The sequence below is a fragment of the Bradyrhizobium sp. AUGA SZCCT0182 genome, assembly GCF_018130185.1.
In the GTDB taxonomy this organism is placed as follows: domain Bacteria; phylum Pseudomonadota; class Alphaproteobacteria; order Rhizobiales; family Xanthobacteraceae; genus Bradyrhizobium.
This window is the reverse complement of the sequence record NZ_JAFCLY010000038.1, coordinates 1-14,878: the sequence shown is the minus strand read 5'-3', so window position 1 is coordinate 14,878 and position 14,878 is coordinate 1. Positions and strand designations below refer to the sequence as shown.

The following is a 14,878-nucleotide window of genomic DNA, read 5'->3' as shown; positions in this document are numbered from 1 at the left end:
AGGAGCTTCTCATGAGCTGGCAACCTTCCAACGATCCCGTGCTCGGCGATCCCAAAACCTGCGACGCGCTTGACCTCATCATCGTGCCGCGCACCCGCGATCTCGGCGATGGGTTCGTGGTGCGGCGCGCGCTGCCGCATGGCAAGCGGCAGATGGTCGGTCCCTTCATCTTCTTCGATCATTTCGGCCCGATGCAGTTCATCGCCGGCAACGGCATGGACGTGCGCCCGCATCCGCATATCGGGCTCGCCACCGTCACCTATCTGTTCGACGGCAGCATCATGCACCGCGACAGCGAGGGCAACATCCAGGAGATCCAGCCCGGCGCGATGAATTTGATGACCGCCGGCCGCGGCATCGCGCATTCCGAACGCACACCCGACGTGCAGCGCCGCGACGGCCAGAAGATGCTGGGCCTGCAAAGCTGGATCGCGCTTCCGGCGGGCTCGGAGGAAATCACGCCATCGTTCCAGCACTACGCCGCCGACAGCCTGCCGACCGTGAACGATGGCGGCTTCACCGCGCGCATCATCGCGGGCAGCGGCTTCGGCGTGAAGTCGCCGGTCACGATGGTATCGCCGTGGTTCTATAGCGAGGTGACGGCCACCGCCGGCACCAGCGTCCCGCTCGACCCCGACCACGAGGAGCGTGCCATCTACGTGGTCGATGGCGAAGTCGAGATCGCGAACGAGCGCTACGAGGCGCCGCGATTGCTAATCTTCCGGCCCGGCGACCGCATCACCGTGAAGGCGATCAAGCCGACGCGGATGATGTTCCTCGGCGGCGACGCGCTGGAGGGCCCGCGCCATATCTGGTGGAATTTTGTCTCCTCCAGCAAGGAGCGGATCGAACAGGCCAAACAGGACTGGAAAACCGGCCGTTTTGCCCATGTTCCCCAGGAACACGAGTTCATTCCGCTGCCGGAGTGAGCTATCCCTCGGAAACCAAAGCTCCGCTACCCGCGCTTCACCCGCGGGCGCGCTTCTTGAAAGCATGACACCATGAACGCGATGCTCGCCAGCGATTTGCCCCTGCCACGGATCGGGCGCGGCAAGGTCCGCGATATCTATGCCGTCGGCGACGACCGCGTGCTGCTGCTGACCACCGACCGCATCAGCGCGTTCGACGTCGTGATGGCCGAAACCATCCCGATGAAGGGCGCGGTGCTGACCCAGATCAGCGCCTGGTGGTTCAGGCAGCTCGCAGACGTCGTGCCGCATCACATGATCAGCGCGGATACCGACGAGATCATCGCGCAGGTGCCGGCGCTGAAGGCACACCGCGCCGACATCGCAGGACGCGCGATGCTCTGCCGGCGCACTACCGTCTTCCCGGTTGAATGCGTGATCCGCGGCTACATCTCGGGATCGGCCTGGAAGGAATATGCCGCATCGGGCACGCTGGCCGGCGAGAAGCTCGCGGCGGGTCTGGTCGAAAGCGAGAAGCTGGAGCCTTCGATTTTCAGCCCGGCGACCAAGGCCGAGACCGGCCATGACGAGAACATCACGGTCGCGCGCGTCCGCGAGATTTTGGGCGCCGACGTCGCGCAGACGCTGGAGGGCATGGCCCGCACCGTCTATGATTTCGGCGAGAAGGTCAGCCGCAAGCAGGGCATCATCATCGCCGACACCAAATTCGAGTTCGGCCGCGACGGTGACGGCCGCATCATCCTGATCGACGAAGTGATGACTCCAGACAGTTCGCGGTTCTGGGCGGTCGACGTCTACAAGCCGGGCCAGCCGCAGCCGAGCTTCGACAAGCAGCCGCTGCGCGATTACCTCGACGCCGAACGCCGCGCCGGCCGCTGGAACGGCGACGCGCCGCCTCCCCCGCTCCCGGCGAGCGTGGTCGACGCCACCAGCAAGCGCTATCTGGAAGCGTATCGACGCGTGACGGGAGCGGAACTGAAGATATGATGACTTCTCGTAGGATGGGCAAAGCGCAGCGTGCCCACCATTTCTGATAACCGATAGATGATGGGCACGGCGCAAGCGCGCCTTTGCCCACCCTACGCAGCTGAAGATCGGCTAGACACCACCCGATCCGACGCGACGAAATGATCCTCCGCATGATTGAGGATGAATATGACCGGAGCAGGCGATCAACCCGTCGTAGCAGGACAGACGATTGGCCAATTGGCTCTCGTGGTGCGCGATTACGACGAAGCAATTGCCTTCTATGTCGATGTACTCGGATTTGCCCTGATCGAAGACAGGGTGATTCCCGCGCAAGGTAAGCGCTGGGTTGTCGTGGCCCCGCGGGGTTCGACCGGATCACGCCTGCTGCTTGCGCGGGCCGTAGATGACATGCAGGCGTCTCGTATTGGAAATCAAACCGGAGGCCGCGTATTTCTGTTCCTCCACACCGACGATTTCTGGCGCGACTTTCGCGCTTACACGGCCAAAGGTGTCATCTTTGTCCGGGAGCCAAAGGTAGAGAGCTACGGCACGGTTGCCGTCTTCGAAGATCTCTATGGCAACCTGTGGGATCTACTTCAACCTAACGCGGGAGCGCAGACATGACCGAGACCGATAGCGTGCTTGTCGAACGCGATGGGCCGGTGACCATCGTTTCCATCAACCGTCCGCATTGCCGCAACGCCGTCGACGGCGCGACCGCGCGCAAACTCTACGATGCGTTTCTGGCGTTCGACGCCGATGAAGCAGCATCTGTTGCGGTGTTCACCGGCACCGGCGGTTATTTCTGCGCCGGCGCCGACCTCAAGGCGGTGGCGGCGGGCGATCCCAACAAGAAGCGCGAGATCGGCGGCCATGACTCGATTGCGCCGATGGGGCCGAGCCGGTTGCGGCTGTCAAAACCCGTGATCGCCGCGGTCGAGGGATTTGCCGTCGCCGGCGGCATGGAACTGGCGCTCTGGGCGGACATGCGGGTCGTCGCCGAGGACGCCACCTTCGGCATCTTCTGCCGCAGGTTTGGCGTACCGCTGATCGATCTCGGCACCATCCGCCTGCCGCGGCTGATCGGCCATTCCCAGGCCATCGACCTGATCCTGACCGGGCGCCCGGTCGGCGGGCCGGAGGCGTTGCGCATGGGCCTTGCCAATCGTCTGGTGCGAAGAGGCGAAGCCGTTGCACAGGCCATTGCGCTGGCCAGGGAAATCGCAGCCTTCCCGCAGACCTGCATGCGCGCCGACCGGCTGTCGGCGCTGCGGCAATGGGACCTCGCGGAGGAAGACGCCATCGCCAACGAAATGCGCGGCGGACTGAAGGTGATCGCCTCGGGCGAGACACTCTCAGGCGCTGCACGATTTGCGTCCGGCGTCGGCCGCCATGGCGCGTTTGGTGGAGATATCGTGGGGAACGGCTGACGGCACCGTCACCCCTGTCATAAGAATAACGTTGTTATCTCTGTCTGCGGTCTCTACCACTGGCAGGGGTGCCGGGGGCAAGTGGGGCGTGGTCAGTCGATCTCTCAAAGGCGAGCCGGAGTTAATTCGGAAGGCCCTCAATGACATTCTCGGCGGCAGCGCCGCCAGTGTCCTCACGATTACATTTGGCCTGTCGTACTCGCTTCTGATTTTTACCGGGCCCTTGGCACCACATCTGTCCTACGGCCTCGCCGCGACCTTCATCTCCTCGGCCATCCTCGCCGCTGTCATCGCGTGGGGAAGCTCATTCCCGTTCGCCATTGCGGCGCCCGAGAGTTCCACGGCGGCGATGACCGGAATATTGGCAGCGTCGCTGGTCGAGCACGTTGTCGCCAACGATCCCTCCGCATCGTTGCTCGCCCCGGCGCTGATGACGCTTGGGCTTTCGGCCATTGTCACCGGCATCGTGCTGTGCGGCTTCGGGGTGACGCGGATGGGCCGCGCGATCCGTTATGTGCCCTATCCCGTCGTGGGCGGGTTCCTCGGCGCCACCGCCTGTTTGATCCTTTTGGGCGCGGTCCGCGTCATCACCGGCCATCGCCTTCAACTGACGACGCTAGATCAGTTCGCCAACATCCTGACCCTGTCCGAATTGGCGGCGGCCTGCGCCATGGCGCTGGCCTTGTATCTGACCTGGCATCGCACGCGCACCTCGTTTGGCCTACCCGCCATGCTGGTCGGGGGCGTGGTCGTTGGACATATCGCTTTCTGGCTGGCGGGATTCACGTCAGCAGAAGCGCAGGCCTCGGGATGGACATTTCAGCCACCCCCTAGCGTCAGCATCATGCTGCCGTGGAACACGGCCGATATTGCCCGCTATCCCTGGCATGCCGTTCCGGATCTGCTCGGCAATCTGGTCGCCGTCATTTTCGTCACGGCGTCGAGTACGCTGTTCAACACCGCGGGTATCGAGGTTGTCGCGCACCGCGAAGCCAATCTCGAGCGGGAATTGAACGTCACGGGCCTGGCCAACATCCTGTCCGGCGCGTTCGGCGGCTATACCGGCTGCATCTCGGTCAGCCGCACCATCCTCAACTTCAGCAGCGGCGGGACCGGCCGGCTCGCCGGCCTGACGGTGGCCGCGATCTCGGTTCTGATGCTGGCGGTTGCTCCGATGCTGCTCGGCTATATGCCGAAATTCGTGCTCGGGGGTCTGCTGATCTATCTGGGCGCCGATCAGCTGCACAAATGGATCATCGAATCGCGGCGGCGCCTGACCAAGACCGAATATGTCTCCCTGCTGGCGATCATCGTCATCATCCTGCAATGGGGTTTTGTCGCGGGCGTGCTGATCGGCGTCGTGATCGGCTGCGCGACATTCGCGTTCACGGCCGCGCGGATCGATCCAATCAAATTCAGCTTTGACGGCTCCGAATATCGCAGTTCGCTGGATCGTTCGCGCGACGACCAGACGGTTCTGACGGCCCATGGCGGACAAATCCAGGGCCTTAATCTGCAAAGCTATCTGTTCTTCGGTTCCGCCAACCGGCTTTACCAGCACGTCAAGGCGCTGCTCGCGCAGCGTCCGGAATGCCGCTATCTGGTGTTCGACTTCAAGCTGGTCACCGGATTCGATTCATCGGCGGCCTACAGTTTTGCCCAGATCAAGCGCAGCGCCGACGAGCGTCACATCGAACTGGTGCTGGTTCATTTGCCAAAGCTCGCCGAGAAGGCGCTGCGGTCCAGCGGTTTCATCTCCGGCCGGGTTCGTATCGTGCCGGAGCTCGATCATGCGCTGGAGCAATGCGAGAACGAGATCATCGCGAAGCATCAGGGGCACGAGCAGGAGGAGGCCAATCTGCGTGACTGGTTCACGCAGATTCTCGGAACCCCGCGCGACGCCGTGGCGCTGATGCATCGCTGCGAGCGTGTCGAGATCGACGCCGGAGAGATCATTGTCAGCGCCGGCGACGTCGCCGATTCCATGCATTTCATCCTGGACGGCCGCGTTGGCATCATGGTGCCGGCTGACGAAGGCCGCACCACGCGGGTACGAAGCCTCGGCCGCTACACGACGATCGGCGAGATGGGCCTGGTGTCGCAGGCGCAACGCAGCGCGACGATTCAAGCCGAGGTCGCAAGTATTCTGTACGTCCTGAGCGCGCATCAGTTTGAAGCGCTCAAGATCGACGATCCCTCGCTCAGCCAGAAGCTGCTGACCTATTTCGTATCGGTTATGGCCGAACGACTTACTTTTGCCAATCGCACCATTGCAGTGTTACGGCGATAGAACGCTGCTTTTTGAGCTTCCTGCTCCGGGGTTAGAGCACATGACCGCACAGGCTGACGCGAAGACTTTTTCGACCACCAACTATCGCCTGCAAAGCGGCATCGTGATCCCAGAGGTGACGATCGCCTATGCGACGCTCGGCACGCTGGCGCCCGATCGCAGCAATGCTGTGCTGGTGACACATGGCAACACCAGCGGCCCACACATCATCGATCCCGGTGGCACGACGGGCGAAGGCAGCTGGAGTGAGATCGTCGGCCCCGGCAAGGCCGTCGATACCAACCGCTATTTTGCGATCTGCCCGAACATGCTGGGCTCCTCCTACGGATCGACCAATGCCGGGAGTATCGACCCCGCTACCGACAAACCCTACGGGCCGCGATTCCCCGACATCAATGTCAGCGACATCGTCGGCACGCAGCGGCTGCTGCTCGATCATCTCGACATCGACAAACTGGTTGCGATCGTCGGCCCGTCCTATGGCGGCTTCCAGGCGTTGCAATGGGCCGTCAACTATCCCGACGCGATGAAGGGGATCGCGGCTGTCGTCACCTCGCCGCTGGTGCCGCGCGAACGATCCGAGGGCAATGTCGCGCGCCTGCTCGGAGCGCTCTCGAAGGACCCGAACTGGAACGGCGGCGACTATTACGATCGCGGCGGCGTCGTGGAGACGATGACCGAGATCCGCATAGCGACGCTGAAGACCTATGGCATCGAGACCCGCCTGAAAGCGACGATGTCCGATCCTGCGGAGATCGAGGCCGCGATCCGCGACGAGGCCGCGCGGTGGGCAGAGGGATTCGACGCCAATTCGCTGATCATACTTGCAAAAGCGCTGCGCGGCTTCGACGTGACGCAGCAATTCGGCAAGATCAAATCGAAGGTTCTGTTTGTGCTGTCGCGGACCGACAAATTGTTTCCGCCTGACATCGCGCCCGGCGTGATGCAGGGACTGAAGGCCGCCGGTGTCGATGCCGATTATTTCCTGCTCGACAGCGAACTCGGCCACTCCGCCTCCGGTCTCGACGCCCACAAATGGGCGCCGCGGCTGAAGCAATTTATGGATGGGCTTTAGGCGTACCTCTATCCACTTGTCGTCCCCGCGAAGGCGGGGACCCATAACCCCAGGGTGCAGTTTGAGGCACTCTGCTAAAGCGCAGGCAATTACCACTTCCCGTAACCACTGCTTGCACGGCGTATGGGTCCCGGCTCAAGGCCGGGACGACAGCGGATTCAAATCCCCGCCATCATCACGTATTTGATCTCGACATATTCTTCCATGCCGTGATGCGAGCCTTCGCGGCCGAGGCCAGACTCCTTGACGCCGCCGAAGGGCGCTACTTCGGTTGTGATCAGCCCGGTGTTGACGCCGACCATGCCGGACTCCAGCGCTTCGGCGACCCGCCAGACCCGGCCGAGATCGCGCGAATAGAAGTAGGAGGCCAGGCCGAACGGCGAGGCGTTGCACAACGCGATCACCTCGGCCTCGTCCTTGAAACGGAACACCGGCGCCAGCGGCCCGAAGGTCTCCTCGTGCGCGACCAGCGCGTCGGGCTTGACGTTGGCGAGCACTGTCGGCTCGAAAAAGCTGCCGCCGAGCGCATGACGCTTGCCGCCGGTGACGATCTTGGCGCCGCCCTTGACCGCGTCCGCGATGTGCTTCTCGACCTTGTCGACCGCTTCCATGTTGATCAGCGGGCCCTGCACCACGCCGGCTTCGGTGCCGTCGCCGATCTTCATCGCCGCAACCTTGGCCGAGAGTTTTTCGACGAACGTGTCGTAGATCTTGTCCTGGGCGTAGATGCGGTTGGCGCAGACGCAGGTCTGGCCCATGTTGCGATACTTCGAGACGATGGCGCCTTCGACGGCGGCATCGATATCGGCGTCGTCGAACACCACGAACGGCGCGTTGCCGCCGAGTTCGAGGCCGAGCTTCTTCACACCGACGGCGGCCTGCTGGTACAGGATCTTGCCGACTTCGGTCGAGCCGGTGAAGCCGACGAAGCGCACCGCCGGGTGTTCGCACAGCACCTTGCCGATCGCCGAGGAATTGCCGGTCAGGATATTGAACACGCCCTTCGGCACGCCGGCCTTTTCGGCGAGCGCCACCAGCGCCAACGCCGTCAGCGGGGTTTCATTGGCGGGCTTCAGAACAACCGTGCAACCCGCGGCCAGCGCCGGGGAGACTTTGCGGGTGATCATCGAGCAGGGGAAATTCCACGGCGTGATCGCGCCGCAGACGCCGATCGGCTGCTTGATCGCGAGCAACCGCGCATCGGCGCGCTGGGTCGGGATGGTTTCGCCATAGACGCGGCGGGCTTCCTCGGCGAAAAATTCGACATAGGCGCCGCCGATATCGACTTCGCCGAGCGCTTCCGTCAGCGGCTTGCCCTGCTCCGAGGTCAGGATCAGCGCGATGTCTTCGCGATTGGCGATGATCAGGTCAAACCATTTGCGCAGGATGTTGGAGCGCGCCTTGGCAGTCAGCTTGGCCCAGGCCGGGAACGCGCGCTCGGCGGCTTCGACCGCTTGCGTCGTCTCCGCGGTGCTCATGACCGGAATTTTTGCCAGCTCAATGCCATTGACCGGATTGGTCACCGGCTTGGACGCCTTCCCGGTCCATGCGCCGTCGATATAGCACTGCTCGCGCAGCAGCGAGGGATCCTTCAGGCGGTCGCGCAGGGAGGGGGCGGATTGCGAAGCGCGTGCAGCGACGGGCGGGTTCATGGCGTAACTCCTCGGATTTTTTGGGGTATTGATCCGAGTATAGGCCTATTCAGCCGGCATTGCATCGGCCGCAAAGGCAGGGCTGCTGATCGTCATTACGGGGCGTAAAGCGAACCCGGAATGACAGCCTCAACTCACGCCGTGCCGTTCATATACGTTTCGCGGCGGCCGATCATGCGTTCGGCGGCGGCCTTGGCGTCGGCCCGCGAGGACGTCGCACAGGTGCGGTATTCGAGATCAGGCAGCTTGGCGTTGCGGCGCGAAAACCAGGATTTGGAACCGACTTGCAATTGCGCCAGCGCCACCGCGACATTGTCGACCGCCTCGAACGAGTGCAGCGCGCCGGTACCGGCAACACGGACCTCATAGATGCCCGGGCTGATCGGGGCCTCGATGTTTTCAGCGCGGCCGGGGCGGGGGTATCGTTTCCACTCACTCCAGGTCGAGATCATCGCGGCATCCTCACAATGGGAAAAACTACAACCATTTTCATCAAATCATTCAGTTCGGGGGCAGCGTTTCCGCTGGAATCTGAATGTCTTACTGCAAAGAATCAGCACCGGAAATCATTATGGAATCAACTTATCGTTTGCGCCCGGAGCGGTCACCGCTGTTGCCGCTGATCCACCGCGAATTGTGGCGCAGTGTTGCAGTTTTGTGTCGCTCTCCTTCCTCCTCCCTGCGCTAGCCATCAACCCATCACGAGATCGCGACATCAACGGCAAGGCGCCGCGAGCGCTTGCGGGATTGCAACGGCGGGGGGAAGATCGCGGCACTCCATAACAACAAACGGGAGGTGACCCATGCAAAGCAAAGCTCAGATCGACGAGGTTCTGCGTCAGAAATGCGAGGCCAAGGAGATTCCAGGCGTGGTCGCTGTCGCGGCGACCGGCAGCGAGGTGATCTATCAGGGCGCGTTCGGCAAACGCGACCTCTCCAAGGACGATCCGATGACCGCCGACAGCGTGTTCTGGATCGCCTCGATGACCAAGGCGATCACGTGCGCCGCCGGCATGCAGCTCGTCGAGCAAGGCAAGCTCTCGCTGGATGAGCCAATCGGCAAGCTGCTGCCGGATTTGGCCAACCCGCAGGTGCTGGAAGGTTTTGACGCCAAGGGCGAGCCGAAGCTGCGGCCGGCCAAGAAGCCGATCACGCTGCGCCATCTCATGACCCACACCGCCGGCTACTGCTACGACGTGTGGAACGGCGACATGGGCAAGTATCAGGAGAAGACCGGAACCCCGGCCATCTTCAGCTGCCTGAACGCCGCGCTGAAGGGGCCGATCATGTCCGATCCCGGCACGCGCTGGGAATATGGCATCAACATCGATTTCGTCGGCAAGGCGGTGGAAGCCGCGAGCGGCAAGCGCCTCGACGCTTACCTGCGCGACCACATGTTCACGCCGCTCGGCATGAGCGACACCAGTTTCAAGATTACGGATTCCCAGCGCCAGCGGCTGGTCGGCATGCATGCGCGCGGCGAAGACGGCGCGCTGGCGCCGATCCCGTTCGAGCTCGAACAGAATCCGGAATTTCATATGGGCGGCGGCGGCCTCTACAGCACGGCGACTGATTACATCAGGTTCACCCAGATGATTCTCAATAAGGGCAAGGGCAACGGCAACCAGCTGCTGAAGCCGGAAACCGTCGCGTTGATGGGCCAGAACCACATCGGCGATCTCACCATAGGCAAGATGCCCACCATGGAGCCGATGTACACCAACGATGTCGATCTCTATCCGGACATGGTGAAAAAATGGGGGCTGAGCTTCCTGATCAACACCGCCAAGACGCCGGAGGGCCGCAGCGCGGGCAGCCTCGCCTGGGCCGGCCTTGCCAACACCTATTTCTGGATCGATCCGGCGCGTAATGTCTCGGGCGTGATCCTGATGCAGATGCTGCCGTTCGTGGATCACAAGTGCCTGGAAGCCTTTGCGGGCTTCGAGCGCGGCATCTATGCCGGGCTTGATGCAGGGAGTCGCCAGAGGGCGGCTTGAACGCGAACTGTCGGGACGCGGTCCGACCCATCCACAAATTGTCGTCCCCCGCGCATGCGGGGGACCCAGTACGCCGCGGCCTGTCGTGCTATAACGGACGCCTCTGGAATACTGGATCCCCGCTCCAGTGCGCAATTGCGCACAAGGCGGGGATGACACCGAGGGTGTGGCACGATGACCGAACCAACCGCCAGTTACGTCTCCGGCACCGCCGATGCGCCGTTGCTGGGCGATACCATCGGACAAAGCCTCGATCATGCGGTGCGACGCTGGGGCGACCGCGAGGCGCTGGTTTCGCCAAGCCATAATGTCCGCTGGACCTGGAAGCAATTCGCCGAACGCGTCGATGCGCTGGCGGCCGGCTTTCTCGCGCTCGGGCTGGAACGCGGCGCGCGGATCGGCGTCTGGTCGCTCAACCGCCCGGAATGGACGCTGACGCAGTTTGCCGCCGCGAAAGCAGGCATCATCCTCGTCACCATCAACCCGGCCTATCGCCTCAGCGAACTCGAATTCGCATTGGCAAAAGTCGGCTGCGCAGGGATCGTGACCGCGACCGCGTTCAAGACCTCGAACTACATGGAGATGCTGAACACGCTGCTGCCCGAACTTGCCAAATCGACGCCCGGCGAATTGCAGGCGGCGCGGCTGCCCAAGCTGCGCGCGGTGATCCAGATCGGCGGGCCGCCCTCGCCCGGCACCATCGCGTTCGAGGACGTGACGCGGATGGGCAGCGCGCGGCACCGCGAGACGCTGGCGGAACTGGCCAGGACGTTGCAGTTCGACGATCCCGTCAATATCCAGTTCACCAGCGGCACCACAGGCTCGCCCAAGGGCGTCACGCTGACGCATCACAATATTCTCAACAACGGCTATTTCGTCGGCCGCGCCATGCGCCTGACCGAACAGGACCGCATCTGCATCCCGGTGCCGCTGTATCATTGCTTCGGCATGGTGATGGGCAATCTCGCCGCGGTGACGCTCGGCGCCACCATGGTCTATCCCGGCGAGGGTTTTGATCCGCTGGCGACGTTGCAGACCATCGAGAAGGAACGATGCACCGCGCTCTATGGCGTGCCGACCATGTTCATCGCCGAACTCGATCATCCCGAATTCTCGCGCTTCGACCTGAAGTCGCTGCGCACCGGCATCATGGCCGGCGCGCCCTGCCCGGTCGAGGTGATGAAGCGCGTCAACAACGAGATGAACATGGGCGAGGTCACGATCGCCTATGGCATGACCGAAACCAGCCCTGTCAGTTTCCAGAGTTCGACGGATGAGCCGCTGGAACGCCGCGTTTCCACCGTCGGGCGCATTCATCCGCATGTCGAGGTCAAGGTGGTCGATCTCGAGGGCCGCATCGTGCCGCGCGGGATGCGCGGCGAACTCTGCACCCGCGGAGCATCATGTTGGGTTACTGGGACGAGGCCGAGAAGACATCGGACGTGCTCGACGCCAATGGCTGGATGCACACCGGCGACATCGCGATCATCGACGCGGAGGGCTATTGCAACATCGTCGGCCGCATCAAGGACATGGTGATCCGCGGCGGCGAGAACCTCTATCCGCGCGAGATCGAGGAATTCCTCTATCGCCATCCCAAGATCCAGGACGTGCAGATTTTCGGCGTCGCCGACGAGCGTTATGGCGAGGAGCTGTGTGCCTGGGTTCGCGTCAGGCCCGGCGAGACCCTGACCGCTGAGGAGGTCCGCGCCTTTTGCCACGGGCAGATCGCGCATAACAAGATTCCGCGCTATGTCGAGTTCGTCGACGAATTTCCGATGACGGTGACGGGGAAGATCCAGAAATTCCTGATGCGCGACGCGGTCGAGGCGAGGCTTGGGTTGAAGGCGGCAAAGACGGCGTGAGTTTGAGGGCGCGTCGTCCCGGCCTTCGCCGGGACGACGAGGATATGGTTTCGCCACCAATCCAAATCACAGACACGTGCCGCTGCCCGCCATGTCGCCGCAGGGGACGCGCTTGGAAAGCTGCTGCGCTTTTTTCTTCGCATTGGCCTGCGCGTTGGTTTCGAACACGCTCCGTGGCACGAGCTCGGTCGCACGGCGATAATCGGCGGCGGCCTTTTCGGAATCGTTCTGCGCCTCGTAGACGCGCGCCCGCGCAACATAGCTCTCGATGGTTTCGCGGCGCTCGATCGCCTCGTTGAGATCGTTCAGGGCCTTGGGATAGTCGCGCAGCGCCGACCACACACTGCCGCGCAGCGTCAGCGCCGAAGCATCCGAAGGCCGTGCCTTGAGGACGAGATCGAGGTCCGCCAGCGCGTTGCGCGTCTCGCCCTTGCCAAGATAGGCGCGGGCGCGAAGCGTGCGCGCCATGCTGTCGTCCGCCGTCTTTCCCACCACGGTATCGAGCGCGACGATCGCGCGATCGAACTGGCCCGAGTTGACCAGGGCAAGTCCGCGGCCGAAGACGGCGGTCTGGTTGGTTGGATTTCGCTCGAGCACGGCGTTGATATCGGCCAGCCCCTCGGCCGAGTTGCCCTTCATGAGCAGCACCACGCCGCGGGCGGCCTTGGCCAGATCGTACACCCGCGTCAATGCCAGCGCCTGGTCGAAATCGGTCAAGGCCTTGTCGAGCTGATTGAGAGACATCTGGGTGATGCCGCGCTCATAGAAGGCGGGGCTCATCCTGGGGTCGATCGCGATCGCGCGATCGAAATCGGCAAGCGCGGCCGGGACTTTCCCCAACTGCCGATGCACGACGCCGCGGCTGTAATGGGCTTGCGCGCTGTTGGGGTTGATCTTCAGTGCCGCTTCGACGTCGACCAGGCCCTGGTCGGGCTGTCGCATGGCAGCCGACGTCACCCCGCGCAGCGAAAGCGCCGTCGCGTCATTCGGCCGGAGCTTGATCAATTCATCGAGGTCGGCGCGGGCCTCGGCGAGTTGTCCGAGCCTGGTGCGCGCGCTGGAACGGAGCTGCAGCGCGGCCTCGTCGCGCGGATCGGCTGTCAGTACCTGGTTCAGGAGCCCGACCGCATCGGCGTATTTGGCCTGGACGATGAGCTGCCGCGCCCGATCGATCAACGGCTTGCCGGCGGCATTGCCTGATGGCGCGGCTTGCGGCAGCGGCGGGGTGATCTGGTCGGCCAACTCGGATGTCGACGGCGATGCCGACGGCGCCGGCAGCGCCTTCGGCTTGTCCTTGTCGCTGCCTTTGTCGCTGCCTTGAACCTTCGCCAGTTCCGTCTGCATCGCCAGCGTGGACTGGCGCAGTTGCTTCGCCGCCGCACTGTCCGGCGCCACCGCCAGGAGCGCGTCGAGGTCGGCCAGCGCACGGGTGTAATCGCCTTTGGAGCTGTAGAGCTGGGCGCGCGCGAAATAGGGCGCCATGTCGTTCTTCGGCCCCTGCGCGATAGCCCGCGAAAAATCCTCGATGGCGCGATCGATGTCGCCCTTGCGGCGGTAGGTCTGCCCGCGCCAGTAGAATGCTGCCGGCACATTGACGTTGATCGCAATGGCCGCGTTCAGGTCGCTGAGCGCCTTGTCGAGCTGACCGCTTTCCGAATAGGCACGACCGCGGCTGACATAGGCTTGCGCAAAATCCTGACGCGCCGCGATGGCCTCGTCGAAATCGCTGATCGCTTCCGGCCAGTTCCGCTGCTGGGAACGAAGATTGCCGCGCGAGAGAAATGCGAGCGCGTTCTTCGGTTCGATCTCCAGCGCGCGATCGAAATCAGCCCTCGCCAGATCCAGTTTGCCGGTTCGTTGATAGGCGACGCCGCGCTGCAGCAGCGCCTGAACGGAATTGGAATCCAGCTTCAGCGCCGCTTCGGCATCCGCCAGGGCCAGATCGATCTTCGACGTATTGAGATAGAGCCGCGACCGGCCGAGATGCGCCTTGACGCGGTCTTCCGGCGGACGCGCGGTATCGTTGATGATGGCTGCACACGCAGCTTCCACCCTGGCGGGCGGCCCGCTGTTGCAATCCGCCAGATCATCCGCAACTGCCGACGCCTGCGGCTGGCACAACGCAGCCGCCGCAATGGCCGCGAGAAACCAATTGCGGAGAGCGACTTGCTTTTGTTTGGGAGGAACCAGAGCCGACCTCCGTGCCGCAATACCAATGGGTGAACAAAATATCGAGATGGGGATGGAAACGCAATTTAGCAGTATCTTCGTCGTCCCGGCCTTGCGCCGGGACCCATACGCCGCGGCCAACTTTGTCGAAAACGGAAGATCACGACCAAACATACCAGACAATTGCTGCCTGTGGTTATGGGTCCCTGCGTTCGCAGGGACGACGTGGATATAGCGTCACGTTCCCGCGACGCAATGCGCCCGAGTTGTACATGTCGTTTCGCGCCTTCCGTGAAAAGAGGGCGCGGGGAATGCCGGATGCGCGCTGCACCCGCGGTCTCGTGTGCGATTGTGCTAAAGAAGCTGCACACGAGCATACAGGGCAGCGGAGAGCATCCGACATTCCCTGCGCAGTGGCTTTACGACTTATGACGCGCTCTCCCCGGTGAGACGGCCTCTATTGCCACCGTCGCCCCTCGGAAGCGTTGGCTCCCGAAAGACT

10 protein-coding genes and 1 pseudogene are annotated in these 14,878 nt (G+C 63.1%); 8 read left to right on the top strand and 3 right to left on the bottom strand.

Features of this window, described 5'->3' with window-relative positions; all coding sequences use genetic code 11:
- The first annotated feature begins 11 nt into the window (after positions 1-11).
- The 6 genes from JQ611_RS30845 (at position 12) to JQ611_RS30820 (ending at position 6,693) form a co-directional block, all read left to right on the top strand.
- A complete protein-coding gene (locus JQ611_RS30845; RefSeq protein WP_212467548.1) occupies positions 12-929 on the top strand; it encodes a pirin family protein in 918 nt (305 codons plus the stop codon).
- A gap of 72 nt (positions 930-1,001) precedes the next feature.
- The gene (locus JQ611_RS30840) at positions 1,002-1,916 is read left to right on the top strand and encodes a phosphoribosylaminoimidazolesuccinocarboxamide synthase (protein ID WP_212467547.1); all 915 of its coding nucleotides are present in this window, start codon (positions 1,002-1,004) and stop codon (positions 1,914-1,916) included.
- Between the two features lie 168 nt (positions 1,917-2,084).
- Positions 2,085-2,522 (top strand): VOC family protein, encoded by a 438-nt coding sequence (locus JQ611_RS30835; RefSeq protein WP_212467546.1) that lies wholly within the window; start codon positions 2,085-2,087, stop codon positions 2,520-2,522.
- On the top strand, positions 2,519-3,328 hold the full coding sequence (locus tag JQ611_RS30830; RefSeq protein WP_212263227.1) for a crotonase/enoyl-CoA hydratase family protein: 810 nt from the start codon (positions 2,519-2,521) through the stop codon (positions 3,326-3,328). Before JQ611_RS30835 ends, JQ611_RS30830 begins: the two co-directional genes overlap by 4 nt.
- Positions 3,329-3,416: 88 nt before the next feature.
- Positions 3,417-5,618, top strand: a complete 2,202-nt coding sequence (locus tag JQ611_RS30825; RefSeq protein WP_312012291.1) for a SulP family inorganic anion transporter — start codon at positions 3,417-3,419, stop codon at positions 5,616-5,618.
- 40 nt (positions 5,619-5,658) lie between these two features.
- Positions 5,659-6,693 carry an alpha/beta fold hydrolase gene (locus JQ611_RS30820; RefSeq protein ID WP_212467544.1) on the top strand — a complete coding sequence of 345 codons (1,035 nt, stop codon included), beginning with the start codon at positions 5,659-5,661 and terminating at the stop codon, positions 6,691-6,693.
- A gap of 158 nt (positions 6,694-6,851) precedes the next feature.
- Here the strand turns inward: JQ611_RS30820 and JQ611_RS30815 are convergent, their stop codons facing one another.
- Both JQ611_RS30815 and JQ611_RS30810 read right to left on the bottom strand, forming a co-directional pair.
- The gene (locus JQ611_RS30815; RefSeq protein ID WP_212386345.1) at positions 6,852-8,345 is read right to left on the bottom strand and encodes an NAD-dependent succinate-semialdehyde dehydrogenase; all 1,494 of its coding nucleotides are present in this window, start codon (positions 8,343-8,345) and stop codon (positions 6,852-6,854) included.
- A 134-nt stretch (positions 8,346-8,479) separates the two neighbouring features.
- Positions 8,480-8,797, bottom strand: coding sequence for a hypothetical protein (locus tag JQ611_RS30810; RefSeq protein WP_212263231.1), 318 nt, complete (start codon positions 8,795-8,797; stop codon positions 8,480-8,482).
- A 351-nt stretch (positions 8,798-9,148) separates the two neighbouring features.
- On the opposite strand from JQ611_RS30810, the gene JQ611_RS30805 reads away from it, so the two are divergent.
- Both JQ611_RS30805 and JQ611_RS30800 read left to right on the top strand, forming a co-directional pair.
- Positions 9,149-10,342: a serine hydrolase gene (locus JQ611_RS30805; protein ID WP_212467543.1), complete on the top strand. Its 1,194-nt coding sequence runs from the start codon at positions 9,149-9,151 to the stop codon at positions 10,340-10,342.
- 174 nt (positions 10,343-10,516) lie between these two features.
- A pseudogene (locus JQ611_RS30800) lies at positions 10,517-12,207 on the top strand (AMP-binding protein).
- Positions 12,208-12,273: 66 nt separating this feature from the next.
- Here the strand turns inward: JQ611_RS30800 and JQ611_RS30795 are convergent.
- A complete protein-coding gene (locus JQ611_RS30795; protein ID WP_212263234.1) occupies positions 12,274-14,328 on the bottom strand; it encodes a tetratricopeptide repeat protein in 2,055 nt (684 codons plus the stop codon).
- Positions 14,329-14,878: the final 550 nt, after the last annotated feature.

Bases quoted from the DNA above. Each gene is read 5' to 3' on its own strand.
- JQ611_RS30845 (WP_212467548.1), top strand. From the start codon at position 12: ATGAGCTGGCAACCTTCCAACGATCCCGTGCTCGGCGATCCCAAAACC.
- JQ611_RS30840 (WP_212467547.1), top strand. From the start codon at position 1,002: ATGAACGCGATGCTCGCCAGCGATTTGCCCCTGCCACGGATCGGGCGC.
- JQ611_RS30835 (WP_212467546.1), top strand. From the start codon at position 2,085: ATGACCGGAGCAGGCGATCAACCCGTCGTAGCAGGACAGACGATTGGC.
- JQ611_RS30830 (WP_212263227.1), top strand. From the start codon at position 2,519: ATGACCGAGACCGATAGCGTGCTTGTCGAACGCGATGGGCCGGTGACC.
- JQ611_RS30820 (WP_212467544.1), top strand. From the start codon at position 5,659: ATGACCGCACAGGCTGACGCGAAGACTTTTTCGACCACCAACTATCGC.
- JQ611_RS30815 (WP_212386345.1), bottom strand. From the start codon at position 8,345: ATGAACCCGCCCGTCGCTGCACGCGCTTCGCAATCCGCCCCCTCCCTG.
- JQ611_RS30810 (WP_212263231.1), bottom strand. From the start codon at position 8,797: ATGATCTCGACCTGGAGTGAGTGGAAACGATACCCCCGCCCCGGCCGC.
- JQ611_RS30805 (WP_212467543.1), top strand. From the start codon at position 9,149: ATGCAAAGCAAAGCTCAGATCGACGAGGTTCTGCGTCAGAAATGCGAG.